Below are 26,425 nucleotides of genomic sequence, written 5' to 3'. Positions count from 1 at the left end.
ATAGAAACAAAAATAAACTACGGAGAACTACAATGACTCTTGATAATAAACTTGGCATTTCCAATTCCTTGCAGCTTGCAAACGAAGAAGAAAAAATTACCAAACGCAAGGCACTGCTGCTTTTTGAAACCGGCTTTTTAAACGGCCTTGAAGCAGGCACCTTTTCTGCGCTTGCAGTCATTCACAAATTTTTGTTTGAAGACATTTACGATTTTGCAGGGCAGATACGCACAGTAAATATTGCCAAAGGCAGCTTCCGTTTTGTACCGGCGCTGTACCTTTCGGATGCACTTGAAAGCATCAGCAAAATGCCGCAAAATACTTTTGATGAAATTATCGCCAAATATGTGGAAATGAATGTTGCCCATCCCTTCCGCGAAGGCAACGGGCGCAGCACGCGGATATGGCTGGACCATATTTTAAAAACAGAGCTGCAACTTGTAATTGACTGGAGCAAAATTGACAAAGAAGATTATTTGCTCGCCATGGAACGCAGCCCCATAAAAGATACTGAAATAAAACTGCTGTTAAAATCTGCCCTGACTGATAAAATTAATGACCGAGACGTTTATATGAAAGGTATCGACGCCAGCTATAACTACGAAGGTTATAATACTTATAAAACTGAAAACTTAAATAAATAAACAAAATCTCCGGAAAGCAATATGCCAAACCGGAGATTTTATTTTTATTATCCTGTTTTAACTAATTTGTAGCCAGAGCTGCTTTTTACACCAAACCCATCCATTTCCAGTATGTCGCGCCTAAAAGCATTATCAGCGCAAAAGCTATAAGCGTAAGCGGTATGCCCGATTTTACAAAGTCGTTAACTTCAAAAGTATCGGTGCCGTAAGCAATCATGTTCTGCGGTGCATTTACAGGCAGTATAAAGCCGAAGCTTACAACGTACTGCAAAATCATCGTCATGCCTACTACGTTAACGCCCGGCGTTTTAAGCTGCTGCAGTACGGAAATTATTATCGGTATAATGGCCGATGCAAGGCCGGTGGCACTGGCAAAGCCCATGTGGATGACGATAAGAAAAACGGTCATTATAGCCAGCACCATTAAAGTGGTAGAACTTTCCAGCGCAAAGATAGAAACTATCTGGTTGGCAAGCCAGGTTGCAGCTTTTGTGGAAAGCAGCGCGCTGCCGAGCGAAATGCCCACGCCAAACAGCACAACCGTGCCCCAGTTAATTTTATTTACGGTTTCGTTCCAGTGCATTACGCCGATTTTTGGCAGCATTAAAAGTGTTATCGCCACCATGGTACTGGTAGAAGTATCTATGCTGTGCAAAACTTTTTCAGTAGTCCAGAAGAACAGCAAACACAGCGAAATTACCAAAAGCTTTAATTCATCGGCGCTTATTTTTCCCATTTCTTTCAGCAGGCGTGTTACCGTAGCCTGCCCGCCGGCAATTTCATCAATTTCAGGCGGCATAATGTGCAGCATCAGCTTATAAAGCGCGGCCGACATCAGCACGGCAAACGGGGCAGCGGCAATAAACCAGTCCAGCCACGAAATATCAACGCCAAGCGTCTGGCTGATGAAGTTTACAGCAACCATGTTCTGCGCCGCCGCGGTTTTTATGCCTACATTCCATACGCTGTCAACCTGCGCCACGGTAATCATCAACATGCCTGCAAAACGGCTTTTCAGCGGTACACCGAAGGCTTTAATCATTCCCATAACAATGGGGACAAGGCAGGCAACGCGCGCCGTTGTGCTCGGCACAAAAAAGCTTAAAATAAAGCCGCACAAAATAACGCCCAGCAAAACGCGGTTTGCTTTGGCCCCTACTTTGGAAAGTATCATCAGGGCAATACGTTTATCAAGCCCGGTTTTGGTCATGGCCGCCGCCAGAAACATAGCCGCCGCCACAAGGCAGAAGGCCGTTGACGAAAACCCTTTCAGCGCCATGCCGAGCCCGGCACTTGTGCCATACAGCCTGCCGGTTGCCTCGTTAGGCGCAAACCCAACCAGAAGGGCAATTAAAACCATTATCACGCCCGCGCTTACAGGGTACGAAATAGCCGTTGTTGCCCACACAATTACAGAAAACACCATAACCCCAATCATCCTGTGCCCTGCTACAGACAGGCCTTCCGGCGTGGGAAGAAGCACAATAACAGCCAGAACAGCAAGCGCAATATAAAACCCAAAGCGTTTTATAAAACCCGGCTGAGCCTGTTTTAAAGCAGTTTCCTTTCTCATAAAAACACATCCCCTCAAACAAAAATTAAAATAAAAAAGAGGCCTGCGCATTAAAACGCAAGCCTCTTTGCTTAAATAAATTATAACACTTACACGCCAGAAGGACAATAGTTTTTATTGTAAGTATTGTTACATTCCTTTGTTATATTTAAAGCTGTCCAGTGTTGTATGAATTTTTTTGGCAAGGCTGTCGGGCAGGCCTTCAATATTAACGTTCAGGAAGCCGCGCACAATGGTTGCCGTAGCATCGTCCTCGCTCATGCCGCGCGCCATAAGGTACTCAATTTCTTCGGGGTTAATGCGGCCAACGGCAGCTTCGTGGCTCATTTCGGCGTTGCCGGTCTGTGCGTCAAGCTCCGGAATTGCCAGAATATAACCTTTATTGCTCAGCATCAGGCCGTCGCATTCCAGATGGGCACGCACGCCTTCAACCTTGCCAATCATGCAGCCGCGGTTAATAACTTCGCCGCCGGTAGAAATGGTGCGGGTAATAGATTCGGCACGGCAGCCGTCCGCGTTAAGCACAACCCTGCCGCCAATATCAAGGTGCGAGCCTTCCGGCGCAACCAAAATGGAGTTCAGGCGTGCAACGGCATTTTTGCCGTTTAAGTTAACGGTCGGGTACATCTGTACATCCTTTGCTTTTTCAATTAAAACATAGTTGGAGATATACTGGCCGCCTTCTTCCACCATGGCAACAGTACGCGGGCGCACCACAACGTTCTCGCCCCAGCTGTGAATCATGGTAAAGCTCAGCTTGGCGTTTTTGCCGATATACATTTCGCTGATGCCGATATGCATGCCGTTTTCAACTTCATGTGCCGAAGTACAGCCGGAAATAATGCTCAGTTCCGCGCCGTCCTCAACAATAATAACATTGTGTACATGCTGCAGCTGCTGGTCATGGCTGATGCACATGCAGGCCTGCAGCGGCGTGGTAATTTTTTCGCCCGCCTTTACACGTATAAAATAACCCTGCTCTTTTTCAAGGGCGGTTCTTGCTGTATATTTATCGGTATCGGGCTGCACAGCCTTCCACCAGTATTTTTCCACCAGCTCCGGATATTTTTCGGCAGCTTTGCCGGTGCTCATCAGTTCCAGCGGAGTTTGTTTTTTTACTTTAATTTCCACAGCATTGTTATCAAGCTGCACAAACGAAGCGCTGCGGCTTTCTTCTTCCGCCGCGCCGGTTTCAATGCCAACGTATTCCAGGCGCCCGCGCGTTGCTTCCGAAAGGTCATCCACGCTTTTAAGGCTGCCCTTATCGCTGTCGCTGTAAGAGTTTAAATCTATGTCATTGCCGTAAACGGCTTTTTTCTCAAGTGCAGCAGTAAGTTTTTTATTATCCATTATTTTTTCACCTCGCATTTGCCGCGTTTCACACAGGTTTCATAACCTGCCTGCCCAATGCAGTTCAGTACGTCCAGCGGGTCACCGCAGGCACAGGTCATTTTTCCTTCATAAAGAATATGCGCATGGCTGGCAGGCACATATTTTAAAATATGGCCGGAATGGGTAATAATCAGCCCGCTGCGTTTGCTTTCCAGCGGATTGCAGTTTTCCCAGCCCTGGTTTTTAATGCAGCACGGCTTATCGCAGCCCGCGCCGCCGCACGGTTCGGTATGCAGAATATAGTTTACGGCTTTGCCGACAAGGGCAATGTTTTCCAGGTCAACGCCGCTTTCCGGTTCATCCAGCAAAAGCAGGTCGGGGTTCTGCGCCATCAGCTGCAAAAGCTCGCAGCGTTTTAACTCACCGCCGCTGAAGCCGTCGTTAACGCTGCGGTCGAGGAAATTATCCAGCCCCATCCATTTAGCCATTGTTTCGGCTTCTTCACTGGTTGCGCCGCAAATTTCCACCATTTTGCGCAGCGAAAGCCCGCGAATCGTCGGCGGGCGCTGAATCATTACGCCAACGCCGAGCCTTGCCCTTTCGTCGCAGCTCATATCTGTAATGTCCTGCCCTTTAAAATAAATTTTACCTTCTAAAATTTCGTAACGGTTAAAGCCCATAATCGCACCTATAAGGGTGGATTTGCCGGTGCCGTTAGGCCCGAACAGCACATGGACTTCGCCGGGTTTAATATGCAAATTAATATCGTTAAGTATTTTACGCCCGCGTACAGCCACGGACAAATGCTCTATTTTTAACACTTAATTTACCTTCTTTCTTCAGGATTTGCTTTGATTGCGTTATCATTATAACACAGCTTCTAAATTAATTCCATACTTTTTTTGTAGGAATTTCTCCATAGCCATTTATTTATACATGTGCTACAATAATAACAACGCTTTTATTATAAGCAGGAGGTAACTATGCATCAATATCTTTTTTACATCGGCGATTTCCCAATCCGTATGTACGGGCTTGTTTTATGTATGAGCATTTTTCTGGCAACGGGCGTGGCCTACTTTTTAGCCAAGCAGGACGGACGCTGGCACCAGCACGTTCTTGATATCGGCATTTACGGCGGCTTTGCCGGACTTATCGGCGCGCGCCTGTGGGATGTGTTTTTTTTCGACTGGGATTACTACCAGCACCACCTGCTGGAAATTCCCTTTGTATGGCAGGGCGGCATGGCAGTGCAGGGCGGCATTATTGCAGGCGTGCTTACCGGCATTTGGTACTGCAAGCGCCGTAATATCGACTGGGTTGCCTTTGCCGATATCGTTACGCCCTCCATTCTTATAGGGCAGGCGGTTGGGCGCATGGCAAACCTGCTGAACGGCGATGCCTTCGGCACCCCTACCGGCGGCAACTTCGGCATTTTGTACCCCGTTGGCACGCTGGCACACAAAACCTACGGCAGCCAGCCGCTTTGGCCTGCGGAAGTTTGGGAAGGCCAGCTGGACGTTGTCATTTTTGCCCTTTTATTAATCTTCCGCGCCTGCGGCCACGCCAGAGGGCAGGTTATGTGCCTGTATGTTATGCTGTATTCCGCCGTGCGCTTTGGGCTGGAAATGCTGCGCGGCGACTACGTGGAACCGTTCCTGTTCGGCTTAAAATCGGCGCAGGCAACAAGCTTGATATTCTTTTTAATTGCGCTTGCCGCCTTTATTTACTGCGGCGTAAAGGATAAAAAGCAAACAGCCGCTTCCAAAACTGCATCAAAAAAATAATAAAAAATATTAAACTTATTATAAATGACGAATGATTAAAAATTTTTATATGTTCACAAACTGTTCAAATTCTTGCCCTTTTTATGTCAAATATATTTTGTATAATAAAGCCATAGCAAGTGAGAACTTGCTAAACCCTTCCCATCAAATTCATCATAAACAGCTTTCCTAGAGAGCGGCGCTTGCACTAATCCCCTGCAAGCGCTGTTTCTCTTTACGTTAAAATGCCGCCGGAGCGCAGCTTTTTTTATTAGGCCGCAGCATTTTACCACAGCCGTTTAAAAATGCCGGTACGCAAAAACCTCCGCAGAAAATTTTTGCGGAGGTTTTCTTTTGCCGTTATTCAATTATCTGCCCAAGCGGTTTTTAAAATCGTTATAGTTAAATTTTTTAATCAGCTTAAGCTGCCCTGATGCCGTATATGAATAAATGGCAGGCAGCGGCATGCCGTTAAAGGTATTGTTTTTGCAGGTAGTGTAAATTGCCATATCGCCAAACAAAAGCATATCGCCTTCGCCAAGCGGCGCGTCAAAGCTGTAATCGCCGATAACATCTCCCGCAAGGCAGGTTTGGCTGCCCAAACGGCAGGTATAACTTTTTTCTGCGGCGTCGCCTGCGCCGTACAGCGGCGGACGGTAGGGCATTTCTAAAACATCGGGCATGTGGCAGGCAGCACTGGTATCAAGTATCGCGATATTGGTGCTGCCGTTTTTGATTATATCCAGTACGCGCGTTGCCAAGTAACCGGCGTTTAAAGCGCAGGCTTCGCCAGGTTCCAAGTACACGGTTACACCCCATTTTTGCTGCGCATAATTAATGCATCGTTCCAGCAGGCTGATGTTATAACCGGGGCGGGTAATATGGTGCCCGCCGCCAAAATTAAGCCACTGCATTTTGGGCAGCACATCGCCGAAACGCTGTTCAACGGCTTGTAAAGTTATTTCCAAGTCACCGGCATCCTGCTCGCACAGCGTGTGGAAATGCAAGCCATCCAGCATCGCCGCAAGCTCCGGCGTCATTTGCTCATCCCACTGCGCGCGGGTGGTGCCCATGCGGCTGCCGGGAGCGCAGGGGTCGTAAATGGCGTGCCCTTCCTGCGTAGAGCATTCCGGGTTAATGCGCAGGCCCACGCTTTTGCCCGCCTGTTTGGCAGCGGCGCCGTATTTTGCCAGCTGGCGCGGAGAATTAAACACGATATGCCCCGCGTATTTTAACAGTTCGTAAAACTCGTCCTCACGGTAAGCGTCGCAAAAAACGTGTACTTCCTTGCCGGGCATTTCTTCCGCGCCAAGGCGTGCCTCGTACAAACCACTGGCTTCCGTACCGGCAAGGTAAGACGCAAGCACCGGGTATAAATCGTAGTTGCTGAACGCCTTCTGCGCCAGCAAAATTTTACAGCCCGTACGCGCCGCCACGCCCGCCAAAATTTCGCCGTTGTGCTTCAGCATCACTTCGTCCAAAATATAACAGGGCGTGGGCAGGCTGCCAAAAACTTCCTGCGGCAGCTTACCGCGCAGCCCGGCAAACTGCGGGCGGCTGTCTTTAGTTAAAACGCCCATCAGTCTACCAGCACCGGGGCATAGCTTTCGCTTCTGGGCAGGCCGTATTTATCCAGCGCGTCCAGGAACGGGTCCGGGTCAAACTCTTCCACGGTGTACACGCCGGGTTTGTTCCATTTGCCGGTCAGCAGCATCATTGCGCCGCACATAGCAGGTACGCCGGTGGTGTAGCTTACTGCCTGGCTGCCGACTTCTTTGTAGCATTCTTCGTGGTCGCACACGTTGTAAATATAGTAGGTTTTATCTTTGCCGTCTTTTTTGCCGGTAAAAATGCAGCCGATATTGGTTTTGCCCTTAGTACGAGGGCCAAGGCTTGCCGGGTCGGGCAGCAGGGCTTTCAAAAATTTAATCGGCACAATTTCGTGCCCTTCAAACATTACCGGCGTTGTAGAAAGCATGCCTACGTTTTCCAGGCAGCGCATATGGTCAAGGTAGCTCTGCCCAAAGGTCATAAAGAAGCGGATGCGTTTTACTTCGGGAATGTTCAGCGCCAGGCTTTCAATTTCTTCGTGGTGCAGAAGGTACATATCCTTATGCCCAACCTGGTCAAAATCATATTCGCGCTTAATGCTCATAGCAGGAATTTCTACCCATTTGCCGTTTTCCCAATAGCTGCCAGGGGCAGATACTTCGCGCAGGTTAACCTCGGGGTTGAAGTTGGTGGCGAAGGCATAACCGTGGTCGCCGCCGTTGCAGTCCAAAATATCAATAGTATCGATGGTGTCGAACTCGTGTTTTTTGGCATAAGCGCAGTAAGCCTGCGTTACGCCCGGGTCAAAACCGCAGCCCAACAGCGCGGTAAGGCCCGCTTCTTCAAATTTTTTGCGGTATGCCCATTGCCAGCTGTAATCAAAATAGGCGCTGAAGCCTGCTTCTTTGCAGCGTTTTTCGTAAACGGCGCGCCATTCGGGGTCATCGGTGTTTTCCGGTTCGTAGTTGGCGGTATCCATATAATTTACGCCGCAGGCTAGGCATGCATCCATAACCGTTAAATCCTGGTACGGCAAGGCAATGTTCATTACAAGGTCGGGTTTGTATTCATTAATCAGCGCTTTCAGCTGTTCAACATCGTCGGCATCCACCTGCGCTGTGGTAATTTTGGTGGCGGTTTTGCCTTGCAGTTCTGCCGCGAGCTTATCGCATTTGGCTTTGGTACGGCTGGCAATGCACAGCTCCGTAAAAATTTCGCTCACCTGGCAGCATTTGTGGATGGCAACGGTAGCAACGCCGCCGCAACCGATAACAAGAACTTTACTCATTTTACAACTCTCCTTTAAATTTTATTTATGCAATGCTAAAAGCAATTCCCTCAAAACTTTGCAGGCCGTAGCGGTCGATACGCCGCTGGCGTCCAGCATCGGTGCCAGCTCGTTTACGTCCGCGCCGATTACGTTGGCCGTACACACGCAGCGCAGTGCAGCCAACAGCTGTACAAAACTTACGCCGCCAGCTTCCGGCGTGCCGGTGCCCGCAAAAACGGCAGGGTCAAGGCAATCCAAATCTATCGTAAAATACACGGGCGTGCCGTCAGCCTTAAGCTGCGCCACGGTTTCTTCCAGCCCGTCAAAAGTAAATTTCTGCATTTGGGTATGTTCTTTGGCAAAGGCAAATTCTTCGCGTTCGCCGCTGCGGATGCAGAACTGATGGATGCGCCCATCGCCCACAAGCTCGTGGCAGCGGCGGATAACACAGGCATGGCTTAATTTTGCGCCGAGGTAATTGTCGCGCAAATCGGCATGCGCATCAAAATGGATGATATGCAGGTTAGGATATTTTTTTACGGCGGCACGCACAGCGCCCAGCGTTACAAGGTGCTCGCCGCCCAACAGCAGCGGCAGCTTTCCGTCCGCCAAAATCTCTGCCGCGCGCGCTTCAATATCCGCCAAAGCGGCTTCCGAACTGCCGAAGCACAGCTCCATATCGCCGCTGTCAAACACGGCGCAGTCCGTTAAATCGGCATCCTGGTAAGGGCTGTAAGTTTCCAGTCCAAAGCTTTCGTGCCGCATCGACGCCGGGCCAAAGCGCGCCCCGGGGCGGAAGCTGGTGGTAGAATCGAAAGGTGCGCCGTACAGCACTATTTTCGCAGCGGCATAATCGCTGTCACAGCCGATAAAATTATCCACATTAGGCTTCATGGCTCAGTCCTCCACTTCTTTCAGCATTTCTTCCAAAAATGCGGGCAGGCAAAACGCCCCTTTATGCAGCCGCGTAGTGTAGTAACGGGTGTGCATATTCAAAGCGTTCCACGCCTCGCTGTCCAAATCGTCCATGGGGTGGTATTTTTTGCTGGCAAAGCCAAACAGCCAGTAACCGGCGGCATAAGTAGGGATATGCGCCTGGTACACCTTGCTGATGGGGAAGGTGCTGGCAATGCGTTTATGGCTGCGCTGCATAGCCGCAGCGTCCTCCGCATAAAACGGACTGCCCTGCTGGTTCACCATAATGCCGTCCTCGCGCAGCGCGTTAAAGCAACTGCCGTAAAACTCACGCGTAAACAGCCCTTCCGAAGGCCCGAACGGGTCGGTGGAATCCACAATAATCAAATCGTATTCTTCCTCGCAGCGGCGGATAAATTTCAGCGCGTTGCCGAAATAAATATGCACGCGGCGGTCATCCATGCGGCAGGCATTGCTGGGCAGATAGGTACGGCAGGCTTCCACCACCTGTGGGTCCATCTCCACCAAGTCAATGCGGCGCACACGGTCGTAGCGCGTCAGCTCGCGCACAACGCCGCCGTCGCCCGCGCCGATAACCAAAATATCTTTAATGCCCTGATGCACCGCCATCGGCACATGGGTAATCATCTCATCGTAAATAAATTCGTCCCTTTCAGTCAGCATCACGTTGCCGTCAAGGGTCAGCACGCGCCCAAACTCCGGCGTTTCAAAAATGTCTATGCGCTGGTAATCGCTCTGTTTGGAATATAAATGCCTGTTAACCCTAATACTGTGCTTTACGTCCGGGGTATGAAACTCACTGAACCACATTTCCATTTTTTGCCGCCTCCTTTATTCCAGCACGTTAATCCGTGTTAAATCCGGGTCTTCTGAACCCGTCATGCTGCAGCCTTTTTCCTTGGCATAGCCGATATGTTCCAAAATTTCGCCGGTAATGCGCTCGCCCGGCGCCAAAATAGGTATACCCGGCGGATAGCACATTACAAATTCGCTGCACACGCGCCCTTCGCTTTCTGCCAGCGGCACGCTGATTTTCGGCGCGTAAAACGCTTCCTGCGGGCTGGTAACAACCTCCGGCTCAATGTATTCCTGCGTCAGCATGCCGGTGGCGTCCTTTTGGTAGCGGCGGCGTATCTCCGCCAGCGCGCTCACCAGGCGTTCCAGCTCCTGCGGCCTGTCACCCATGGAAAGATAAGCCAAAATGTTGCCGATGTCGCCGAACTCAATTTGTATGTCATACTCGTCGCGCAGAATGTCATACACTTCAATGCCCGCCAGCCCAATATCCAGCGTATGCACGCTCAGCTTGGTGGTGTCAAAATCAAATACGGAATTGCCGTTCATCAGCTCGCGCCCAAAAGCATAATAGCCGCCCACGGCGTTAATCTCGCGGCGGGCGTATTCCGCCATATCCGCCACCTGGTGAAACACCTTGCGTCCGCGCAAAGCTAAGTTGCGGCGGCTGATGTCAAGGCTGGACATTAAAAGGTAGCTGCCCGAAGTGGTCTGTGTAAGGTTAATAATCTGCCGTACATAACCGGCGTGAATGTTCGGCCCCGTCAGCAGCAGGCTGGACTGCGTAAGGCTGCCGCCGCTTTTGTGCATGGATACCGACGCCATATCCGCACCGGCTTCCATGGCCGATACCGGCAGGCCGCTGCCGAAATAAAAATGCGTGCCGTGCGCTTCATCCACCAAACACAGCATACCGGCGTCGTGCGCCATTTTTACAATAGCGCGCAAATCGCTGCAAATGCCGTAATAAGTTGGGTTGTTCACCAAAACCGCAACGGCTTTGGGATGTTCGGCAATCGCTTTGGCTACCTGTTCGCGCTTCATGCCGAGCGATATGCCCAAGCGCTGGTCTACCTCCGGGTTAACGTACACCGGCACCGCGCCGCACAGCACCAGCGCGTTAATAACGCTTTTATGCACGTTGCGCGGCAAAATAATTTCATCCCCGCGTTTGCAGGAAGAGAGCACCATGCTCTGCACCGAGCTTGTAGTGCCGCCTACCATTAAAAAGGCGTGCGCTGCGCCAAAAGCATCCGCCGCCAGCTCCTCCGCCTCGCGGATAACAGAAACCGGATGGCACAGGTTATCCAGCGGCTTCATGCTGTTCACGTCCACGCCCACGCAGGCCTGCCCCAAAAACGCCGTCAGCTCCGGGTTGCCGCGCCCGCGCTTATGCCCCGGCACATCAAAGGGCACCACCCTCATCCGGCGGAAGTTCTCCAGCGCTTCGTAAATCGGCGCGCGGCTCTGGTCTAAACCGTTACGTTTATTCCTCAATCTTTTCACCCTCCCGGCGGTTACGCAAAACAAAAAAACGCAAGCCGTGCTAATGCACAACTTGCGTTCTCAGCCAAAATTCAAGCCCTTCTGCCAACAAGTATAAAGGCAAAAAAGGCGTATATGCTTTCGGATTAAGTCAGAGTCTATATAGCAATTATACTTTTACTACTCGTATTGACCGTTTCACAAGTTTGCGCACTGGCGCATTTCAGTTATGGATAACCAACTTATAAAATTCGAGCTTTTAACTCAATCAATAGGACTGCCCAAAGCAGTCAATCGGCAGTGGACCCGGCTGTCCGTATGGCCTTAACTCTTAAAGAGTGGTCCGTAATAATCGCTTTGAAAAGACTCTTTTAACTTTCCTTTCAAATTGTAAGAATTGTAGTATATTAACTTGTCAATTAAAACAAGAAAATTATTGCCTGTAATTGCTAAGCTACCTGTAACGCTGCACGGGCGTTAAAACTTCGGCGTGCAGCCCATCATCATCTTTAAGCATAACGGTAACGGCCCAAATGCCGCGCCCCTTGCCGTCCTTCATGCGCCCTGCCTGCAAATAAGGCCCGTCCTTAAACTGCAAAACGCCTTCCAGCTCCAAAAGCAGCGCAAAATCAAGGCGCTTCCACGCCGTCAAATAACGCTCGTCAAAAAAAACACTTGCCATAATAAGCTCGTCCATGCACCAGCATTCCAGCCTGTACGGCCTGCCGTCCAAAAACGTGCCCTTAACAAAGCCTATGTCGCGCACGCCTTCGTCATTGGGCTTATGCGCCGATACAATATAATTACTGCGGTCCGGTTCAATAAATTCCATTTTTCACTCTCCGTTATTTATACTGGCTGATGATTTTCTTGCAGTATTTTTTAAATTCTTTGCGGCGTTCCGAAGGCTCGCTTAATTTTACGCCCCCCCATTTAATAAGCTGCGCATAAAAATCTTCGTTAATTACGGTTTTTGCTTTTATAACAACGCCGCTGCTTTTTACTTTTACAATTTTAGCCCCTGCGCCCAGGTAAGACAGCACAGCGTCCTGCAAGTCCGCAGCGCATTTCAGCTCAATGGTTTCGGCGGCGCTGGCGTCTTTAGCGGCAGCTGCTTTTTTCGCTTCCGGTGCAGATTTTTCTTCCGCTTTGTCATTTTCCGGCTGCGCAGCTTCTTTTACGTTTTCTGCCGTCACTGCTTCGGGTACGGTTTCGGGCAGCACTTCTGCCGGTGCTTCCTGCGCTTCTGCGCCGGTGGAGTTATCCTGCTGCGGCATAACGGCGACAGCAAGTTCGTTTTTAACGCTTTCTGCGTCATATTTGCTCAGCAAGCCGCACAAACTTTCAATAATTGCTTCGGCGCCTTCCACGCCCGCGGCTTTTAATGCCAAACCGGTTTTAACAACCTCCTGCGCCTGTAATACGCGGCCGGTTAATTTATAACTGTTGGCACGCCCGCGCACGGTTTCAATTTGCAGGCCGAATGCGCGCAGCACCTCAATATCGTCATAAAGGCTTTTGCGCTCTGCGGCAATGCCTGCTTCTGCAAGCCTGTCAACAAGCCCGGCAATGGTAATGCCGTGCTGTGCATCCGTTTCTTCCGTTAAAAATTTTTGTAAATATAATAATTTTGCTTTCTGGTTACTTTGTTTGGCCATTTCAAACACCTGCCAATGCAATATAATGTACTTATTTATTTAGGCAAAAATTTGCTATTACCTGCCTGGCGGCGAAAATTTTACTTTTATCTTTTAATTTTTGTTTACGTTACGTCTTTGTATTTACGTTATTATATTTTGATTTACGGTTTTATTCATATTACTTTTTGTAGGCCAAAATATTAAGGTAACGTAAATTTAGCTCCTTATTCAATCGCAAAATTTGCGTAGCTTCGCTGACACAATTATTGCCTTCGCTATAACTCGGCACTAATTGGCGACTCAGCCCAAAGCCTTCGCTCCTCAAAAAACTTAACGGCTCAGTATCAAATCAGTTTGCCACTTGCAGCGCCTGCGGAAACTCGCTTCGCTCAAACACCCTCCGGCAAATGCTGCAAGTGCCTTTTTACTTTAAGTTTTCGCCTGTTTTTTTGAAAGTCGCGCTCCGCCCAAATTCGTACTTTGGGCAAATTGTTATGAACAACAGCAATGTTGCCGCAGGCTTTAAGAGTAAAAAATTATAAGTTCCATTTTTTATATTTTTTATAATAAGCATTTGAGAAGTACGGCATAATGTCAAAATATACTAAATTAAGCAATTAAAAAGTACGATTTACGCCAGAGCGCGGCATTAAAAATTTAGCGGTATTTACTGAAAAGCGATAAAATTTTACCGGTGTTTGAGCGAAGCGAGTTCCGCGGAAAATTTTATTGCTTTCGGTGTGCCGCGTTTAAATTTTTTCAGCCGCGTGAGTTTTCTTGCTTCGTTCTTTTGCTCATTCAAAAGAATGAAGATGAATAATAAAAAGAAATAAAAATTGATAACGTATAATCAAAGACGAAAACAAAATTAAAAGTAACATGAATAAAAAAGTAAATAAAAATATAATAACCTAAATTCAAAAACACAAACCATCAAAAAAATCTTTTAATGTAAAATTTCACGAAAACTTTATACATAAAAAAACGCATCCAATCCTTTAACGGGCACGGATGCGTTTTTTATGTGTCTATAAATTTTTGCGTTGCTGATTAAATTCTGCCTGCCAGCACTTCGTCCAAACGGCAGAACATATCGTAATATTTTTCCCTGGCATCGCGCACTATTTGCAGGGCAATGGCGCTGTTATAAGCGTGCGCCACATTGTTGCGAGTGGCAAGAGCTTCCAGCCACAGCTGTTCATTATCAATCAGCCCGGCCTTATAGGCTGCTTTTAAAATACTTTTGGGCGAACCTGTTGCCGCTTCGCTAACGCCTTCGTTTACAAGCAGTTCTTTCATTGCTTTCCATGATTGTTCAAAGCAAATTTCGTATAATGCCGCCAGCCCCGTAAGCACAACATTATTGTACGGTTCTTCGTAATCATAAATATCTTTAAGGTTTTTCAGTGCGGCTTTAAAATTTTCATACTTTTTCATACAACACTATCCCTTCATCAGCAATGGCCTGCCGAAGTTCTTTCTGTACCGGTTTATCCAAATCAACAACATCAAAGCACAAAAGCGTTGACGTTTCTTCAATATCCAACGCAAACCGCGCAGTGTTGCCGCCCGTAACGGCAAGGTCAATATCACTTACTTTGGTAAAATCTCCGCGCGCGCGGGAGCCGAAAAGAATTACCCGCACAAGCCCGCACTGCTGTGCCATCTGGCGTATTTCTTTTATTACAACAGGATTGATGCCGGTATTTTTCATAGCAGCCTCCCAAAAAATTTCTGATATTAGTATACCATACGCCGCAGAAATAAAAAAGCAGCGGGTAGGCCCCGCCGCCGTTAAACAGTTTTACGCCGCTTTTTTGCCGGGCTTAATAACAGCCACAAGCGCATAAGCGATAATGCACACCAGCCACTCCATGTAAATGATGTTGGGCAGAATGCGCACTGCCGGGAAGAACTGCCACAAAATAAGCATTACAAAACCGGCAAGCAGTGTCCAGAAGCCTGCTTCTTTGCAGCTGTGCTGCGGGAAAAACAGCGCCACGATAACAATTACCGTAAACGCCGCCGTCAGGCTCAGGCCTATCATAATAGTGCCCAAAATGCTCGATACCGTCATGGCAAGGCCGAGTGTCATTAAACCGGTAAGCATTACGCACAGGCGCGTCATTAAAATTTGCCTGCTGCCGTCTGCCGCAGGGTTAATGAAGCGTTTGTAAATATCGTTGCTGAACAGCGTACCGGCAGATAAAAGCAGGTTGCACGCGGTGGAAACATCGGCTGCCCACAGCGCCGCAAGGGTAATACCGGCAAGAAGCGGCTGCAAGCTTACAATAACCTCGGGCAGTGCAAGCGCAGCCTGAGCATCCGGGTACATTGCCTTGGCGCAAATGCCGAGGAACGCCGCCAAAACGCCTACCGGCAGCATGATAATGCCGCCCCACACAAAGCCTTTTTTAGCCGTTTCTGCGTCTTTAGCGCCGAGCGAAATCTGCAAAATGCTCTGCAAGGAAAGGTTTACGGTAATTAAGGTTACTACCCAGCTGGTAATGGTTACCATGCCAACGCCTTCCGTAAAGCTGAACCAGGGCACACCGGCAGGCAGCGATGCAGCCAGCCCTTCCATTCCGCCGACGCGGTAAAACTGCACTACCGTTGCAATTAAAATGCCAACGTAAATTAATACAATGTTCATAACATTGGAAAGAGAAGCAGACCACATGCCGCCGATGAAAGTAATGCCGATGAATACTATGGCGCTTACTATCATGCCGCTTTTAAAGTCAAATACATCCGGCATAATGGCGTGCAGAATGCTGCCGCCCGCAATGTATTGCAGCGAAATAATAACCAGCTGAATGACAATCTGGCAGAATACGCCCAGCACAACAGCTTTCATGTCGTGATGGCGTTCAATAAGTTCCGAAATGGTGGTAATGTTCTGTTCGCGGTATTTTTTTGCCATGAACATGCCCATTACAATGGCGCCAAGCGCCCAGGCAATGGTGTACCATCCGGCGGAAAGGCCAACGCGGAAGGCATGTTCCGAAACGCCGATGGTTGAAGCGCCGCCAACGGCAAGGCCGATAATGGTTACGGCAATCAGCGGCGTGTTGAGCTTGCGCCCGGCAAGGGCATAGTTTTCCGCTTCGCCTTCGCTGCGTTTTTTAGCATACCAGCTGATTGCAAAAAGAGCCGCAATATACAATATTAATATTGCTAATGAAACTGACATTTAAAATCCTCCCCTTATTACAGCTTTCAAAATAATTGTAACATTTTAATTTTATGCAAAGTATGCACTAAAGTCAATAGAATATGCAGCAGGCTGTGTTAATTTATGCATAAAAATACCTGCCGTCTTTTGTAAACAGTAAAATAATGTACACAAAACAGCCATGCTGCCGCCGCTAAAAAAATTTTAAAAAATTTTTAAATTTATGCTTGACAGTTCCGCCAATAACCAGTATAATATCATTTGTCAGCAGCGAGAGCGATGACAAATGTGACTCCGTAGCTCAGTTGGATAGAGCGTTTGACTACGAATCAAAAGGTCGCAGGTTCGAATCCTGCCGGGGCCACCAATTAAAAATCAGCACCGCAGAATATGCGGTGTTTTTTTATTTTTACTGAGCCGCCAATTAGTGCCAAGCAGCAGCGAAGGCAATAATTGTGTCAGCGAAGTTATGCTAATTTTGCGATTGAACAATGAGCAAAATTTGTAATCCTACATTTATTATAAAAAACTTAGCATACTTGACCAAAAAGATCACTGGATAAAGTTTTTCAAATTTAGCAAAATGCAACGGCTTCACCGTGCGCAAACACGACTTCGTAGCGGTTTGGCGCATGAAGTTTACTAATAACATGAAGCCGCCGTTGTTTTGTCTTTAAATTTTCAAAACTTCACCCAGTGATCTTTTTTATGCTTTACAGCAGAACAATATAAAAGCCAAGAACAGTATATGCTGCAAGGCGATAGACAAAAACTGCGGCGGCTAAAATCAAAATGCCTATGTACGAGAGTTCTGTGCCACGCCCGGACGGAATCGATGCAACCGCAGCATTTTTGCAGAGCCGCATCAGCATATACCGTTCTTGGCGGTTAACAACATAACTTCACAAAATAAAATCTTATTATAAAAGGACGGCAGCTTACGCTTACCGTCCTTTTATCGTTACACAATATTAACAGTTATTGTTTTTCGTAACTGGTTAATTTACCGTTCAAATCAAAATCAGCATTGTATTTTTCGCGCGTTCCTTCAACGCCCCAGCTTGCATACATGCCGTCCCTGCCTAAAATATAAACAAGAAGGTTGCTTACTTTACCGCCTTCAACGTCCTTGGCTTTGGCTTCAAGCTGTTTATACATATCAGGAACTTTGGAAAAATCTATTTTGCTCATAGGCGTTACGTTATCTTCCATACGACCGTCACCGGTAAGCTGCACAGGGTTAGGGCCTTCCCACTTACCATTGCTGTATTTATAATTATCAACATCTTCCGTGCCGGGTTTTACAATATAGATGTCAATAGTGTTGCCAACTGCTTCTTCATCTACATACATTAAAGAAATATCCTGAAATACCAGCAGGTCATTCCCTTTAAAGCCGTCTTTGTTTTTCAGCTCGTCCATAATGCGCACAAGTTCGCCCTGCTCGGTAAACATATTTTTGCTGCTGCCTCCGCCGCAGCCAACAATTGCAAACATTACCAGAACAATTGCCAGCATTAATAATTTCTTCATAAAACCGCCTCCTTAAATATATGTTATCTACTTTTAATTATAAGGCAAACTCAAAAAAAACAATTATCAATTATTTTGTTCCTGCAAATAAAAAATCCCGGCGCTGAACCGGGATTTTGTTTTTATTTACTTATATACCGCCCGCAATCAGCCCATAAGGCTGCCGCCGGTGTACCAGTCGTAAATGCCTACGAGGCCGAACAAAATGAAAATCGTTGCCGCAGCCCATTTAACGGTACGCTCCGGAATACGTTTGCCAAGCACGTTGCCAACAATAACGCCGATGCCGTCGGCAATCATCATGCCGGTAGTGGTGCCCAGCCAAACCGGAATCAGGCTTTGGAACTGCGCTGCCAGTGCAACAGTTGCCAGCTGGGTTTTATCGCCCATCTCCGCCAGGAAAAAGGCAACCGCAACAGTCCAGAACGGGCTCATGCCACGCTCCTTGTCCTCGCCTTCAAGTTTATCGCCGCGGATGGTCCACAAACCGAAAATAATAAACGAAACAGAAGCGGCCAGCTGAATTGTGCTCATCGGTACAAACTCGGTTAAGTAAGAACCTACCGCTACCGCAAAAAGATGGTTAAAAACAGTTGCCGCAAAAACGCCTGCCATAACTGTTTTCCAGTTATACTTTGTGGCAAACGCCATTGCCAGAAGCTGGGTTTTATCGCCCATCTCCGCCAATACTACAAAAATACATGCTGTCATAAACGCTGTCATGAAAAATACCCTCCTAAATTTCATACATATTATTAATAAATAGTCAGCGCTATGGCGTATCTGCCTGTATACCACATCCCTCATAAAAATATATCTATAAAAAATAAAAAAACGAGGCACTTTAGTACAGACTTATGCCATCTGTACTAAAGGTCTCGTTTTTAGCTTGATTGCTAAAGAATAAGCCAAACCGCTGGGCGGCTAGTATGTTGACTTATTGCCGGGAACTACTCCCCTTTAGGAATGTAGAAAATTTTAACAGAAGCGCTTCTTTTTGTCAAGCACTAATTTATAAAATGTACACAGGAGAAAAACAAAACAACTACCAAAACATAGATAATTATTGATATTTTCTTAAAAAAATGATATACTTTTTTCAAAGTTATATATAGCTGTATGACTGAATGATGAGGGAGTAGTTACCGTCCTATGAAGGCGGGGCATCTCAACAAACACGGAAGCAATTTGCCTGGTTTGCCTTAATTAACGAGACTCATGCGTAAATGCCATAAAGCTATGAACTTGCGCAGATCTTCAAAAAATTTTAAGGGAGGCAAAATGAATGAAATTCTATCTGGAATCTGTGGAAAACACTTTTAAAGAAGTTTCTTCAGACCCACACGGTCTTTCAGCACAGGAGGCCGAAGCAAGACTGCAAAAGTACGGCAAAAACAAACTTGCCGAAGGGAAGAAAGTTACCCTGCTGCAGCGCTTTTTAGAGCAGCTGTCTGATCCGATGCTGATTATTTTGATGGTAGCAGCCGTTGTATCGGGCATCACCAACTATCTGTCCGGTGAATCCCCGGTTGACGTATTTATCATCATGTTCGTTGTTATTTTAAACTCGGTGCTCGGCGTTATTCAGGAAAGCAAAGCCGAAAAAGCCATTGAAGCACTGAAAGAAATGTCCGCCGCAACTTCTAAAGTTTACCGCGACGGCAACCTTGTTACCGTAAAAAGCGAGGACCTCGTTCCCGGTGACGTTATCGCTCTTGAAGCAGGCGACGCTGTTCCTGCCGATTCGCGCATTATTGAATGTGCAAGCCTGAAGGTTGAAGAAGCAGCCCTCACCGGCGAATCCGTGCCTGTAAACAAAAAGGTTGATACCCTTGCACTTGGCGACCAGAAAGACGTTCCGCTGGGCGACCGCAAAAACATGCTTTATAACGGCACCGCCGTTGTATACGGCCGCGGCAAGGCTGTTGTTGTTGGCACCGGCATGGACACCGAAATGGGCAAAATCGCAACCGCTATTACAGAAGCAAGCGAAGGCGAAACCCCGCTTCAGAAAAAACTGAGCCAGCTCAGTAAAATCCTTACCTACATGGTACTGGGCATCTGCGCATTTATCTTTGCTTTCAGCGTATGGCGCGCCGACGCTATCGACACCCGTCTGGTACAGGAATCCTTCATGGTTGCAGTAAGCCTTGCTGTTGCAGCTATTCCTGAAGGCCTGGCAGCCGTTGTTACCATTGTACTTTCCATAGGCGTTACCAAAATGTCCAAACGCCATGCAGTAATCCGTAAGCTCACCGCGGTAGAAACCCTCGGCTGCACGGAAATTATCTGCTCCGATAAAACCGGTACTTTAACGCAGAACAAAATGACGGTTGTTGACCATTTCCATTTCACCAAAGACCGTCCGTATCTGGCTAAAGCCATGAGCCTGTGCTGCGACGCCGAAATTGACGATAACGGCAACGTTACCGGCGAGCCTACCGAAGCAGCGCTCGTTACCTACTCCTACACCGTAGGCAACCCGAAAAACAAACTCGTTCCGGAATATCCGCGTATCGGCGAAGCTCCGTTCGACTCCGTAAGAAAAATGATGAGTACGGTTCACGAACGCCTGAATAAAGAATACTTAAAACTGCCGGGCGTATGTGATTACGTTCAGTTCACCAAAGGCGCACCGGGCGAAGTATTGAACCTCTGCACCCATTACCTTGATGAAAACAGCGTTATCAAACCGCTGACCGACAACAAACGCGAACTTATCCAGAGCCATATCCGCCGCATGGCAAACAACGCACTGCGCGTACTTGCCTGCGCTAAACGCGAATATGAAAAACCGCCTACGGACTTCAGCCCGGAAGCACTGGAACATGATTTAATCTTCGTTGGCATTACCGGCATGATTGACCCGGTTCGCCCCGAAGTTGTAGACGCTATTAAAGAATGCCACAGCGCAGGCATCCGCCCGGTTATGATTACCGGCGACCATATCGACACAGCAGTTGCCATTGCTAAACAGCTCGGTATCGTTGAAGATGCTTCGCAGGCAATTACCGGCGCACAGCTTAACGAAATCAGCGAAGCTGAATTCAACGGCGGCGCTGTTGAAAAATACTCCGTATATGCACGTGTACAGCCTGAACATAAGGTTCGTATCGTAAAAGCATGGCAGGCACGCGGCAAAGTAACCGCCATGACCGGCGACGGCGTAAACGACGCTCCTTCCATTAAAAACGCCGATATCGGTATCGGCATGGGCATTACCGGCACCGACGTTACCAAAAACGTTGCCGATATGGTACTTGCCGATGATAACTTTGCAACCATCGTTGCAGCGGTTGAAGAAGGCCGCCGCATTTACGACAACATCCGTAAATCCATTCAGTTCCTGCTTTCTTCCAACCTTTCCGAGGTTATCAGTATTTTCGTATCGACCATGATGGGCTTTACCATCCTGCTGCCGATTCACCTTCTGTGGATTAACCTTATTACCGACGCATTCCCGGCACTGGCACTGGGCATGGAAAAAGGCGAAGCCGATATTATGAAACGCAAACCGCGTTCCTCCAACGAAGGCATCTTTGCCGGCGGCATGGGCTTCGACTGCGCATACCAGGGCATTATGCTGGCAGGCGTAACGCTGGTATCCTACTTCGTAGGCCATTATCTGGAATCCGGGCGTTGGGAAATTGTTGACAGCCTTGACGGTATGACCATGGCGTTCATTACCCTGGCAATGGCTGAAATCTTCCACTCCTTCAACATGCGTACTCAGCACGCTTCCATCTTCTCCGTACAAGGCCATAACGTATATCTGTACGGCTCCATGGTATTCAGCTGGGTACTCAGCACCGGTATCGTTTACATGCCGGTTATCTCCGATATGTTCAAATTCCAGCATATCTCCTTTGAAGAATACGTAGTTGCAATGGGTATGGCATTCTCCGTAATTCCTATTGTAGAAATCGTAAAATTCATTCAGCGCAAAATGCGTCATCAAGCCTAATGGCTGATTAACAAAAACTTAAAGCGGTATGGCAAACGCCATACCGCTTTTATTATGCAAAACCCGCACTGCTTTTTTTGCCGTGCGGGTTTTATTTATATAGCACAGTTTTACTGTTTGTTAACCATTTGCTGATAGGCCCTGCCCCAATCCGCCATAGCGTCTATAATGGGATGCATGGATTTGCCCAGCTCGCTCAGAGAATATTCCACGCGCGGAGGCACTTCCGCATAAACCGTGCGCACAACAATGCCGTCCTTTTCCATTGAGCGCAGGCTGTCGGTAAGTACCTTCTGGCTGATTCCCTCCAAATCTTTTTTAAGTTCGTTAAAACGCCAGGTACGCATTTGCAGGTTGCGCATAATCAAAAGCTTCCATTTGCTGCCAATTAAAGCCACCGTGGTAGCTACCGGGCAGGCCGGGCTTGATGCCTGGAAAGATTATGTTGAATCGCTCGGCAAACCCATGAACGATATCTTTATCGTCTGCCATCCTGCAGGAGCAAGCTATATTAAAGGCATGAACGTTTACGGCACGGAAGGCGCGCAAAAATTCATTGTTTCCGGCAGCACCGGTGCAACCACGCAAGGCCTGTTTGCAGCTTTCGGGGCTGATTTTCACGGCGGAGACGATACGGCGGCAATTACCGATACCGTAAGCGGCAAAGTACAACTTGCCGGTGTAGATTTTGAAGTTATTGACCGTGGCGAAAGCTACGACCTGGCAATTCCTTCGCTGAACGTTATTTACACACACATGCTTGGCAAAACAACCCACTCCATTTTAACCAGTGCGGCACATATTGAAGCCTTTCTGCAAATGTTAAAGGAATATCAGGCAGCAGGCTACGAAATGATTTTAACCTCGCACGGCGGGCCGGAAGGGCAGGATGCCGTTGCCGAAAAAATTGCCTACCTTAACAAAACCAAAGAAATTATGCAGCAGAGCAAAACCGCCGATGAATTTAAAGCAAATATGAAAGCTGCCTTCCCTGATTATGACGGCGAAAACTACCTTGATATGACAGCAGGCTTTTTGTATAAATGACTAAAAACGGTATTAACGCAAAACAAGCGGGCAGGTTAATCCTGTCCGCTGTTTTTTAAGTCTTATTACTTAACTGTGTAAGGCTTTACCAAATATTACAAGTTTATTTATTTCACTGCTTTTTCCAGTTTTGCCAAACTTTCCGTTACCATGGCATACTGGTTAATAGCAGCATATTCGCATACCTGCACGGCCTGCGGCGCGTATTCCTTAAGCGCTGCAAAGTAATCGTTCCAGTCTATATTGCCGCAGCCAACCGGCAAATGAGCGTCTGCCGTACCGTCATTATCGTGAATATGTACGCCAACTAATTTTTTATTCAAATCGCGCAGAACATCGCTTAATTTCCAGCCGTTAACATGCGCATGCCCTGTATCAAGCAGTGCAGCAGCATTGGGAAAGCGTTTAAACAAGCCAAGATATTCCTCATATTCAAACAAGAGCGTGCCGGTTGTACGCAGGCCCACGTTTTCCAAAGCAACAGTTACGCCGTATTTGCCTGCCAGCTGCAGCAGTTTTTCAATGCGGCTGCACACAAGCTCCTGAACGGCCAGTTTTTCTCCGGCAAAATGCCATGCTTCGTTGCTGTGTACAACAACAAAAGCCGCATTAATTTTGGCAGCATAGGCAAAAGTTTTTTCGTACACTTCCAGATATGCCGTATCATTCGGGTCGGCAAGGTTTACCGCCACGCACGGCCCGTGGATGCTGAAGCGGCGGGTCATGCCGTCCTTTTCCTTCAAATCCTTCAGCACATAATCCCAGTAATGGTCGGTGCCGAACTCATAAAAAATTTCAATATCATACTGCATCGGCAAGTCCTTTAAAAAGGCTTTGCTAAAGCTGCCGAAAGGCAAATCGCTTACCGAAAATTTCATCTTACAATCTCACCCTTTTGTACATAACCGATATTTTCTTTGGTTTCTGCGTTAAACAGGCTTACCTCGTCCCAGTTAAAATCAAGGCCGATGTTGCCACTAATTTCCGCGCCAGTGCCCGGCAGCGTTACAAACACCGTTTCGCCATTGACATTAACGGTCACGGTACGCTGGTTACCGGTGTTTTCCTGGTAGCTTACGCAGCCCTTAATTTTGCCGTCAGCCGCAGGCTTTAAATGCTCCGGCCTGATGCCGATAAGCACATCAGTATGGCCTTCCAGCAGTTTCTGCCACAATTCGGGCACATCGCTTACCACGTCGCCGATTTTCAGCTTGCCGCTGCTGTAATAGCCGCTGATGATGTTCATCGCGGGCGAGCCGATGAAGCCTGCAACGAAGGTGTTGGCCGGATGGTGGTAAATAACGTCCGGCGTAGCTGCCTGCTGCAAAATACCATCGCGCATAACGACGATGCGGTTGGCAACGGTCATAGCTTCAATCTGGTCATGCGTTACGTAAATCATGGTCGGTTTGTAAATTTCGTGGATACGGACAAGCTCAGTCCTTGCCTGCTGGCGCAGCTGCGCGTCAAGGTTGGAAAGAGGTTCGTCCAGAAGGAAGTAAGGCGATTGTTTTACCAGCGCCCTGCACAAAGCAACACGCTGCTTCTGGCCGCCGGAAAGGTCTTTCGGCTTGCGGTTTTCATAGCCCTGCAAGTTCAGAATTTTCAGCGCTTCCATGGTACGTCTTTTAATTTCGTCCTCGCCTAATTTCTGGATTTTCAGGCCGAAGGCAATATTATCCCAAACGGAAAGATGCGGGAACAGCGCGTAGCTCTGGAAAACCATCGCCACGTTGCGCTCTCCGGGAGGCACGTCATTAATAACCCTGCCGCCCATAATCAGCTCGCCGCTGGTAATTTCTTCCAAACCCGCAATCATGCGCAGGGTTGTACTTTTGCCGCAGCCGGAAGGCCCGAGCAGGATAAGCCTTTCGCCTTCATTAATTTCAAGATTTAACGATTTAACGATTTTAGCGTCGCCGTAGGATTTGCAGACGTCTTTAAAAACTATGCTATTCATTAACCTTTAACCCCCGATTGCATAAATGTATTAAGGATGAACTTCTGGCAGAACACGTACAGAATCAACGGCGGCAGGCTTGTCAGCACGGCAACCGCCATAGCAATGCCCCATTCGCTGCCGCCCTCGGCGCTGATAAACATCTGCAAAGCCAGCGGCAGGGTGTACATATCTTTGTCCTGCAAAACCAAAAGCGGCCAGAAGTATTCGTTCCACGAGTTGATGAAGAACAGAATCGCCACCGCGATAACGGAAGGTTTAATCAGCGGCAGAATAACGCGGCGCAGGATGACAAACGGCTTGGCGCCGTCAAGGATGGCCGCCTCCAGCAGCGCCTTCGGTATGCCGCGCATCGTCTGGCGCATCAGGAAAATGCCCATGCCATCCGCGAAAGCGGGCAGCATTACACCCAGCGGGTGGTTTAACAGGTTCAGCTTGCTCATCAGCAGGTAGTTAGGCATAATCAGCACCGTTACTGGGATGAAGAACGTCAGCAGCATGCTGTTAAAAATCGTTTCTTTGTATTTAAAATCGTAGTAGATAAAGGCAAACGCCGCCAGGACGCTTGTTATAACCTTCATCGCGGTTGTGCCCGCGGCGATGATGAAGGTGTTGTAGATGTAGGTTAAAAGTGGGAAGTCCTCCAGCACCGTTGTGTAATTGTCAAAAGTAGGAGGAAACGGCAGCGGGTTCAGCGTAGCCTGGAAAATCTGGTCCATATCCTTTAAAGAAGTGGATATCATAAAAACTATCGGCCACAGCTGAATAAAAACTGCAATTAAAAGCGGGATATGCCACATTAATTCTTTTTTATCAGTTTTCATAATATACCTTCTTCTCTAAATATTTGGTCCTAAACAGCAGGAACGCGATATAGCAAATCATCGTAATTATGGCAAAGGCTGCGGATTTGCCGGTCTGGAAGAATACAAACGCATACTGGTAAATGATGTACACAAGGTTGGAGCTGCCCTGGTCCGGCCCGCCCTGCGTAAGCATGTTTACCGGCACCAGCACATACTGCAAGCCGAACACCACAGTTATTGTAAATACGTAAATAGCGGTGGAAGACGTCATCGGCACGATAATCTGTTTAAAAATCTGCCAGTTGCTGGCGTTTTCAAGTTTGGCTGCTTCAATCATTTCTTTCGGCACTGCCAGCATGGCGGCCAGCATTACAATCAGGTTGTAACCGAAAACCTTCCAGCCGATGATGGTGCAGATAGCAAAAATTACCAGCCAGTTTTCCTTAAACCATCGCGGCGATTCCAAGTCGAACCACGAAAGCACAATGCTTAACGGGCCAGCCAGCGGGTTGTAAATCCACAGGAACAAAATACTGGCAACTGCCAGTGAAAGCGTTGCCGGCATGAAAAGGGTTGAACGGTAAAAGCCCTTGCCGCGTTCAATTAAGTGCCCCAGCACAAACGAAAACAGGTATGGCAGCACAAAATTCAGCACCAGCATGATGGCTACAAACACAACAGTGTTGGCAAGTATTTTGATAAGCTCCTCGCTGCCCAGCACGGCGGTGTAGTTTTCGATACCGACAAACGTCATGTTTGGGCTGACCATATTCCAGCTGAAAAAGCTTAAATACAGGTTTTGCAGCAGCGGCCAGTATGAAAATACTACAAAAAAGAAGATGCTTGGCAGCAGAAACAAAAACGCGTGCCATTTATTCTTTTCCATCTTAATTTCTCCTTTAGTTAAAAATCAGGCTGCCGCAGCAAGCAGCAGCCTGAAAGTTCATC

The 26,425-nt window shown here is 47.8% G+C and carries 24 protein-coding genes and 1 tRNA gene; 5 read left to right on the top strand and 20 right to left on the bottom strand.

The genetic code is table 11. The annotated features are described in order from the left end of the window. Positions 1-32 precede the first annotated feature (32 nt). The gene (locus M3079_RS06620) at positions 33-644 is read left to right on the top strand and encodes a protein adenylyltransferase Fic (RefSeq protein WP_249078139.1); all 612 of its coding nucleotides are present in this window, start codon (positions 33-35) and stop codon (positions 642-644) included. An 85-nt stretch (positions 645-729) separates the two neighbouring features. On the opposite strand, the gene M3079_RS06615 is transcribed toward M3079_RS06620, so the two are convergent. From M3079_RS06615 to M3079_RS06605, 3 genes are all read right to left on the bottom strand, one after another. Continuing rightward, entirely contained in the window at positions 730-2,217 is a 1,488-nt protein-coding gene (locus tag M3079_RS06615; RefSeq protein WP_249078137.1) for a DASS family sodium-coupled anion symporter, read from the bottom strand. Between the two features lie 129 nt (positions 2,218-2,346). Continuing rightward, positions 2,347-3,567, bottom strand: a complete 1,221-nt coding sequence (locus M3079_RS06610; RefSeq protein WP_249078135.1) for a SufD family Fe-S cluster assembly protein — start codon at positions 3,565-3,567, stop codon at positions 2,347-2,349. Further along, positions 3,567-4,370, bottom strand: a complete 804-nt coding sequence (locus M3079_RS06605; RefSeq protein WP_021715766.1) for an ABC transporter ATP-binding protein — start codon at positions 4,368-4,370, stop codon at positions 3,567-3,569. The genes M3079_RS06610 and M3079_RS06605 overlap by 1 nt, the downstream gene beginning before the upstream one ends. A gap of 162 nt (positions 4,371-4,532) precedes the next feature. On the opposite strand from M3079_RS06605, the gene lgt reads away from it, so the two are divergent. Beyond that, positions 4,533-5,336: a prolipoprotein diacylglyceryl transferase gene (gene lgt, locus M3079_RS06600; protein WP_249078133.1), complete on the top strand. Its 804-nt coding sequence runs from the start codon at positions 4,533-4,535 to the stop codon at positions 5,334-5,336. A 347-nt stretch (positions 5,337-5,683) separates the two neighbouring features. Here the strand turns inward: lgt and nspC are convergent, their stop codons facing one another. From nspC to M3079_RS06550, 10 genes are all read right to left on the bottom strand, one after another. Continuing rightward, positions 5,684-6,895 carry a carboxynorspermidine decarboxylase gene (nspC, locus tag M3079_RS06595; RefSeq protein ID WP_249078131.1) on the bottom strand — a complete coding sequence of 404 codons (1,212 nt, stop codon included), beginning with the start codon at positions 6,893-6,895 and terminating at the stop codon, positions 5,684-5,686. Further along, positions 6,895-8,154, bottom strand: a complete 1,260-nt coding sequence (locus M3079_RS06590; protein ID WP_021715769.1) for a saccharopine dehydrogenase family protein — start codon at positions 8,152-8,154, stop codon at positions 6,895-6,897. The genes nspC and M3079_RS06590 overlap by 1 nt, the downstream gene beginning before the upstream one ends. Before the next feature lie 21 nt (positions 8,155-8,175). Next, positions 8,176-9,030 (bottom strand): agmatinase, encoded by an 855-nt coding sequence (gene speB / locus M3079_RS06585; protein WP_249078129.1) that lies wholly within the window; start codon positions 9,028-9,030, stop codon positions 8,176-8,178. 3 nt (positions 9,031-9,033) lie between these two features. Then, positions 9,034-9,888 (bottom strand): polyamine aminopropyltransferase, encoded by an 855-nt coding sequence (gene speE / locus M3079_RS06580; RefSeq protein ID WP_249078128.1) that lies wholly within the window; start codon positions 9,886-9,888, stop codon positions 9,034-9,036. 15 nt (positions 9,889-9,903) lie between these two features. Next, positions 9,904-11,373: an aminotransferase class V-fold PLP-dependent enzyme gene (locus M3079_RS06575; RefSeq protein ID WP_349293348.1), complete on the bottom strand. Its 1,470-nt coding sequence runs from the start codon at positions 11,371-11,373 to the stop codon at positions 9,904-9,906. Positions 11,374-11,806: 433 nt separating this feature from the next. Beyond that, positions 11,807-12,184 carry a hypothetical protein gene (locus tag M3079_RS06570; protein ID WP_021715545.1) on the bottom strand — a complete coding sequence of 126 codons (378 nt, stop codon included), beginning with the start codon at positions 12,182-12,184 and terminating at the stop codon, positions 11,807-11,809. Between the two features lie 13 nt (positions 12,185-12,197). Further along, positions 12,198-13,010: a hypothetical protein gene (locus tag M3079_RS06565; protein ID WP_249078124.1), complete on the bottom strand. Its 813-nt coding sequence runs from the start codon at positions 13,008-13,010 to the stop codon at positions 12,198-12,200. A 1,032-nt stretch (positions 13,011-14,042) separates the two neighbouring features. Continuing rightward, complete coding sequence (locus M3079_RS06560; protein ID WP_249078122.1) at positions 14,043-14,429, bottom strand: HI0074 family nucleotidyltransferase substrate-binding subunit; 387 nt, start codon at positions 14,427-14,429, stop codon at positions 14,043-14,045. Next, positions 14,416-14,706 carry a nucleotidyltransferase domain-containing protein gene (locus M3079_RS06555; RefSeq protein WP_249078120.1) on the bottom strand — a complete coding sequence of 97 codons (291 nt, stop codon included), beginning with the start codon at positions 14,704-14,706 and terminating at the stop codon, positions 14,416-14,418. The genes M3079_RS06560 and M3079_RS06555 overlap by 14 nt, the downstream gene beginning before the upstream one ends. 90 nt (positions 14,707-14,796) lie before the next feature. Then, complete coding sequence (locus M3079_RS06550; protein ID WP_021715725.1) at positions 14,797-16,185, bottom strand: sodium:solute symporter family protein; 1,389 nt, start codon at positions 16,183-16,185, stop codon at positions 14,797-14,799. 272 nt (positions 16,186-16,457) lie between these two features. On the opposite strand from M3079_RS06550, the gene M3079_RS06545 reads away from it, so the two are divergent. Next, a tRNA-Arg gene (locus M3079_RS06545) sits at positions 16,458-16,534 on the top strand. A gap of 611 nt (positions 16,535-17,145) precedes the next feature. Here the strand turns inward: M3079_RS06545 and M3079_RS06540 are convergent. Continuing rightward, positions 17,146-17,700 carry a hypothetical protein gene (locus M3079_RS06540; RefSeq protein WP_249078118.1) on the bottom strand — a complete coding sequence of 185 codons (555 nt, stop codon included), beginning with the start codon at positions 17,698-17,700 and terminating at the stop codon, positions 17,146-17,148. Between the two features lie 147 nt (positions 17,701-17,847). Further along, positions 17,848-18,423 (bottom strand): TMEM165/GDT1 family protein, encoded by a 576-nt coding sequence (locus M3079_RS06535; RefSeq protein WP_249078116.1) that lies wholly within the window; start codon positions 18,421-18,423, stop codon positions 17,848-17,850. Between the two features lie 562 nt (positions 18,424-18,985). Here M3079_RS06535 and M3079_RS06530 point away from each other — a divergent pair. Next, on the top strand, positions 18,986-21,664 hold the full coding sequence (locus M3079_RS06530; protein WP_249078114.1) for a cation-translocating P-type ATPase: 2,679 nt from the start codon (positions 18,986-18,988) through the stop codon (positions 21,662-21,664). A gap of 110 nt (positions 21,665-21,774) precedes the next feature. On the opposite strand, the gene M3079_RS06525 is transcribed toward M3079_RS06530, so the two are convergent. After that, positions 21,775-22,062: a winged helix-turn-helix transcriptional regulator gene (locus tag M3079_RS06525; protein ID WP_044896734.1), complete on the bottom strand. Its 288-nt coding sequence runs from the start codon at positions 22,060-22,062 to the stop codon at positions 21,775-21,777. Between M3079_RS06525 and M3079_RS06520 the strand changes: the two genes are divergently transcribed. Next, complete coding sequence (locus M3079_RS06520; RefSeq protein ID WP_249078112.1) at positions 22,043-22,711, top strand: hypothetical protein; 669 nt, start codon at positions 22,043-22,045, stop codon at positions 22,709-22,711. The genes M3079_RS06525 and M3079_RS06520 overlap by 20 nt on opposite strands. Before the next feature lie 107 nt (positions 22,712-22,818). Here the strand turns inward: M3079_RS06520 and M3079_RS06515 are convergent, their stop codons facing one another. Genes M3079_RS06515 through M3079_RS06500 form a run of 4 tightly spaced genes read right to left on the bottom strand, consistent with a single transcriptional unit; the run spans position 22,819 to position 26,363 of the window. Further along, entirely contained in the window at positions 22,819-23,589 is a 771-nt protein-coding gene (locus M3079_RS06515) for a sugar phosphate isomerase/epimerase (protein WP_249078110.1), read from the bottom strand. Then, positions 23,586-24,671, bottom strand: a complete 1,086-nt coding sequence (locus M3079_RS06510; protein ID WP_249078108.1) for an ABC transporter ATP-binding protein — start codon at positions 24,669-24,671, stop codon at positions 23,586-23,588. Before M3079_RS06510 ends, M3079_RS06515 begins: the two co-directional genes overlap by 4 nt. After that, on the bottom strand, positions 24,671-25,495 hold the full coding sequence (locus M3079_RS06505; protein ID WP_249078106.1) for a carbohydrate ABC transporter permease: 825 nt from the start codon (positions 25,493-25,495) through the stop codon (positions 24,671-24,673). The genes M3079_RS06510 and M3079_RS06505 overlap by 1 nt, the downstream gene beginning before the upstream one ends. Continuing rightward, positions 25,485-26,363: a sugar ABC transporter permease gene (locus M3079_RS06500; RefSeq protein WP_249078104.1), complete on the bottom strand. Its 879-nt coding sequence runs from the start codon at positions 26,361-26,363 to the stop codon at positions 25,485-25,487. The genes M3079_RS06505 and M3079_RS06500 overlap by 11 nt, the downstream gene beginning before the upstream one ends. Positions 26,364-26,425: the final 62 nt, after the last annotated feature.

The sequence above is a fragment of the Phascolarctobacterium sp. ET69 genome, assembly GCF_023336935.1.
GTDB lineage: Bacteria > Bacillota > Negativicutes > Acidaminococcales > Acidaminococcaceae > Fusicatenibacter_A > Fusicatenibacter_A intestinipullorum.
The sequence above is the reverse complement of the archived record's forward strand: the minus strand, read 5'-3'. Positions and strand labels throughout refer to the sequence as shown.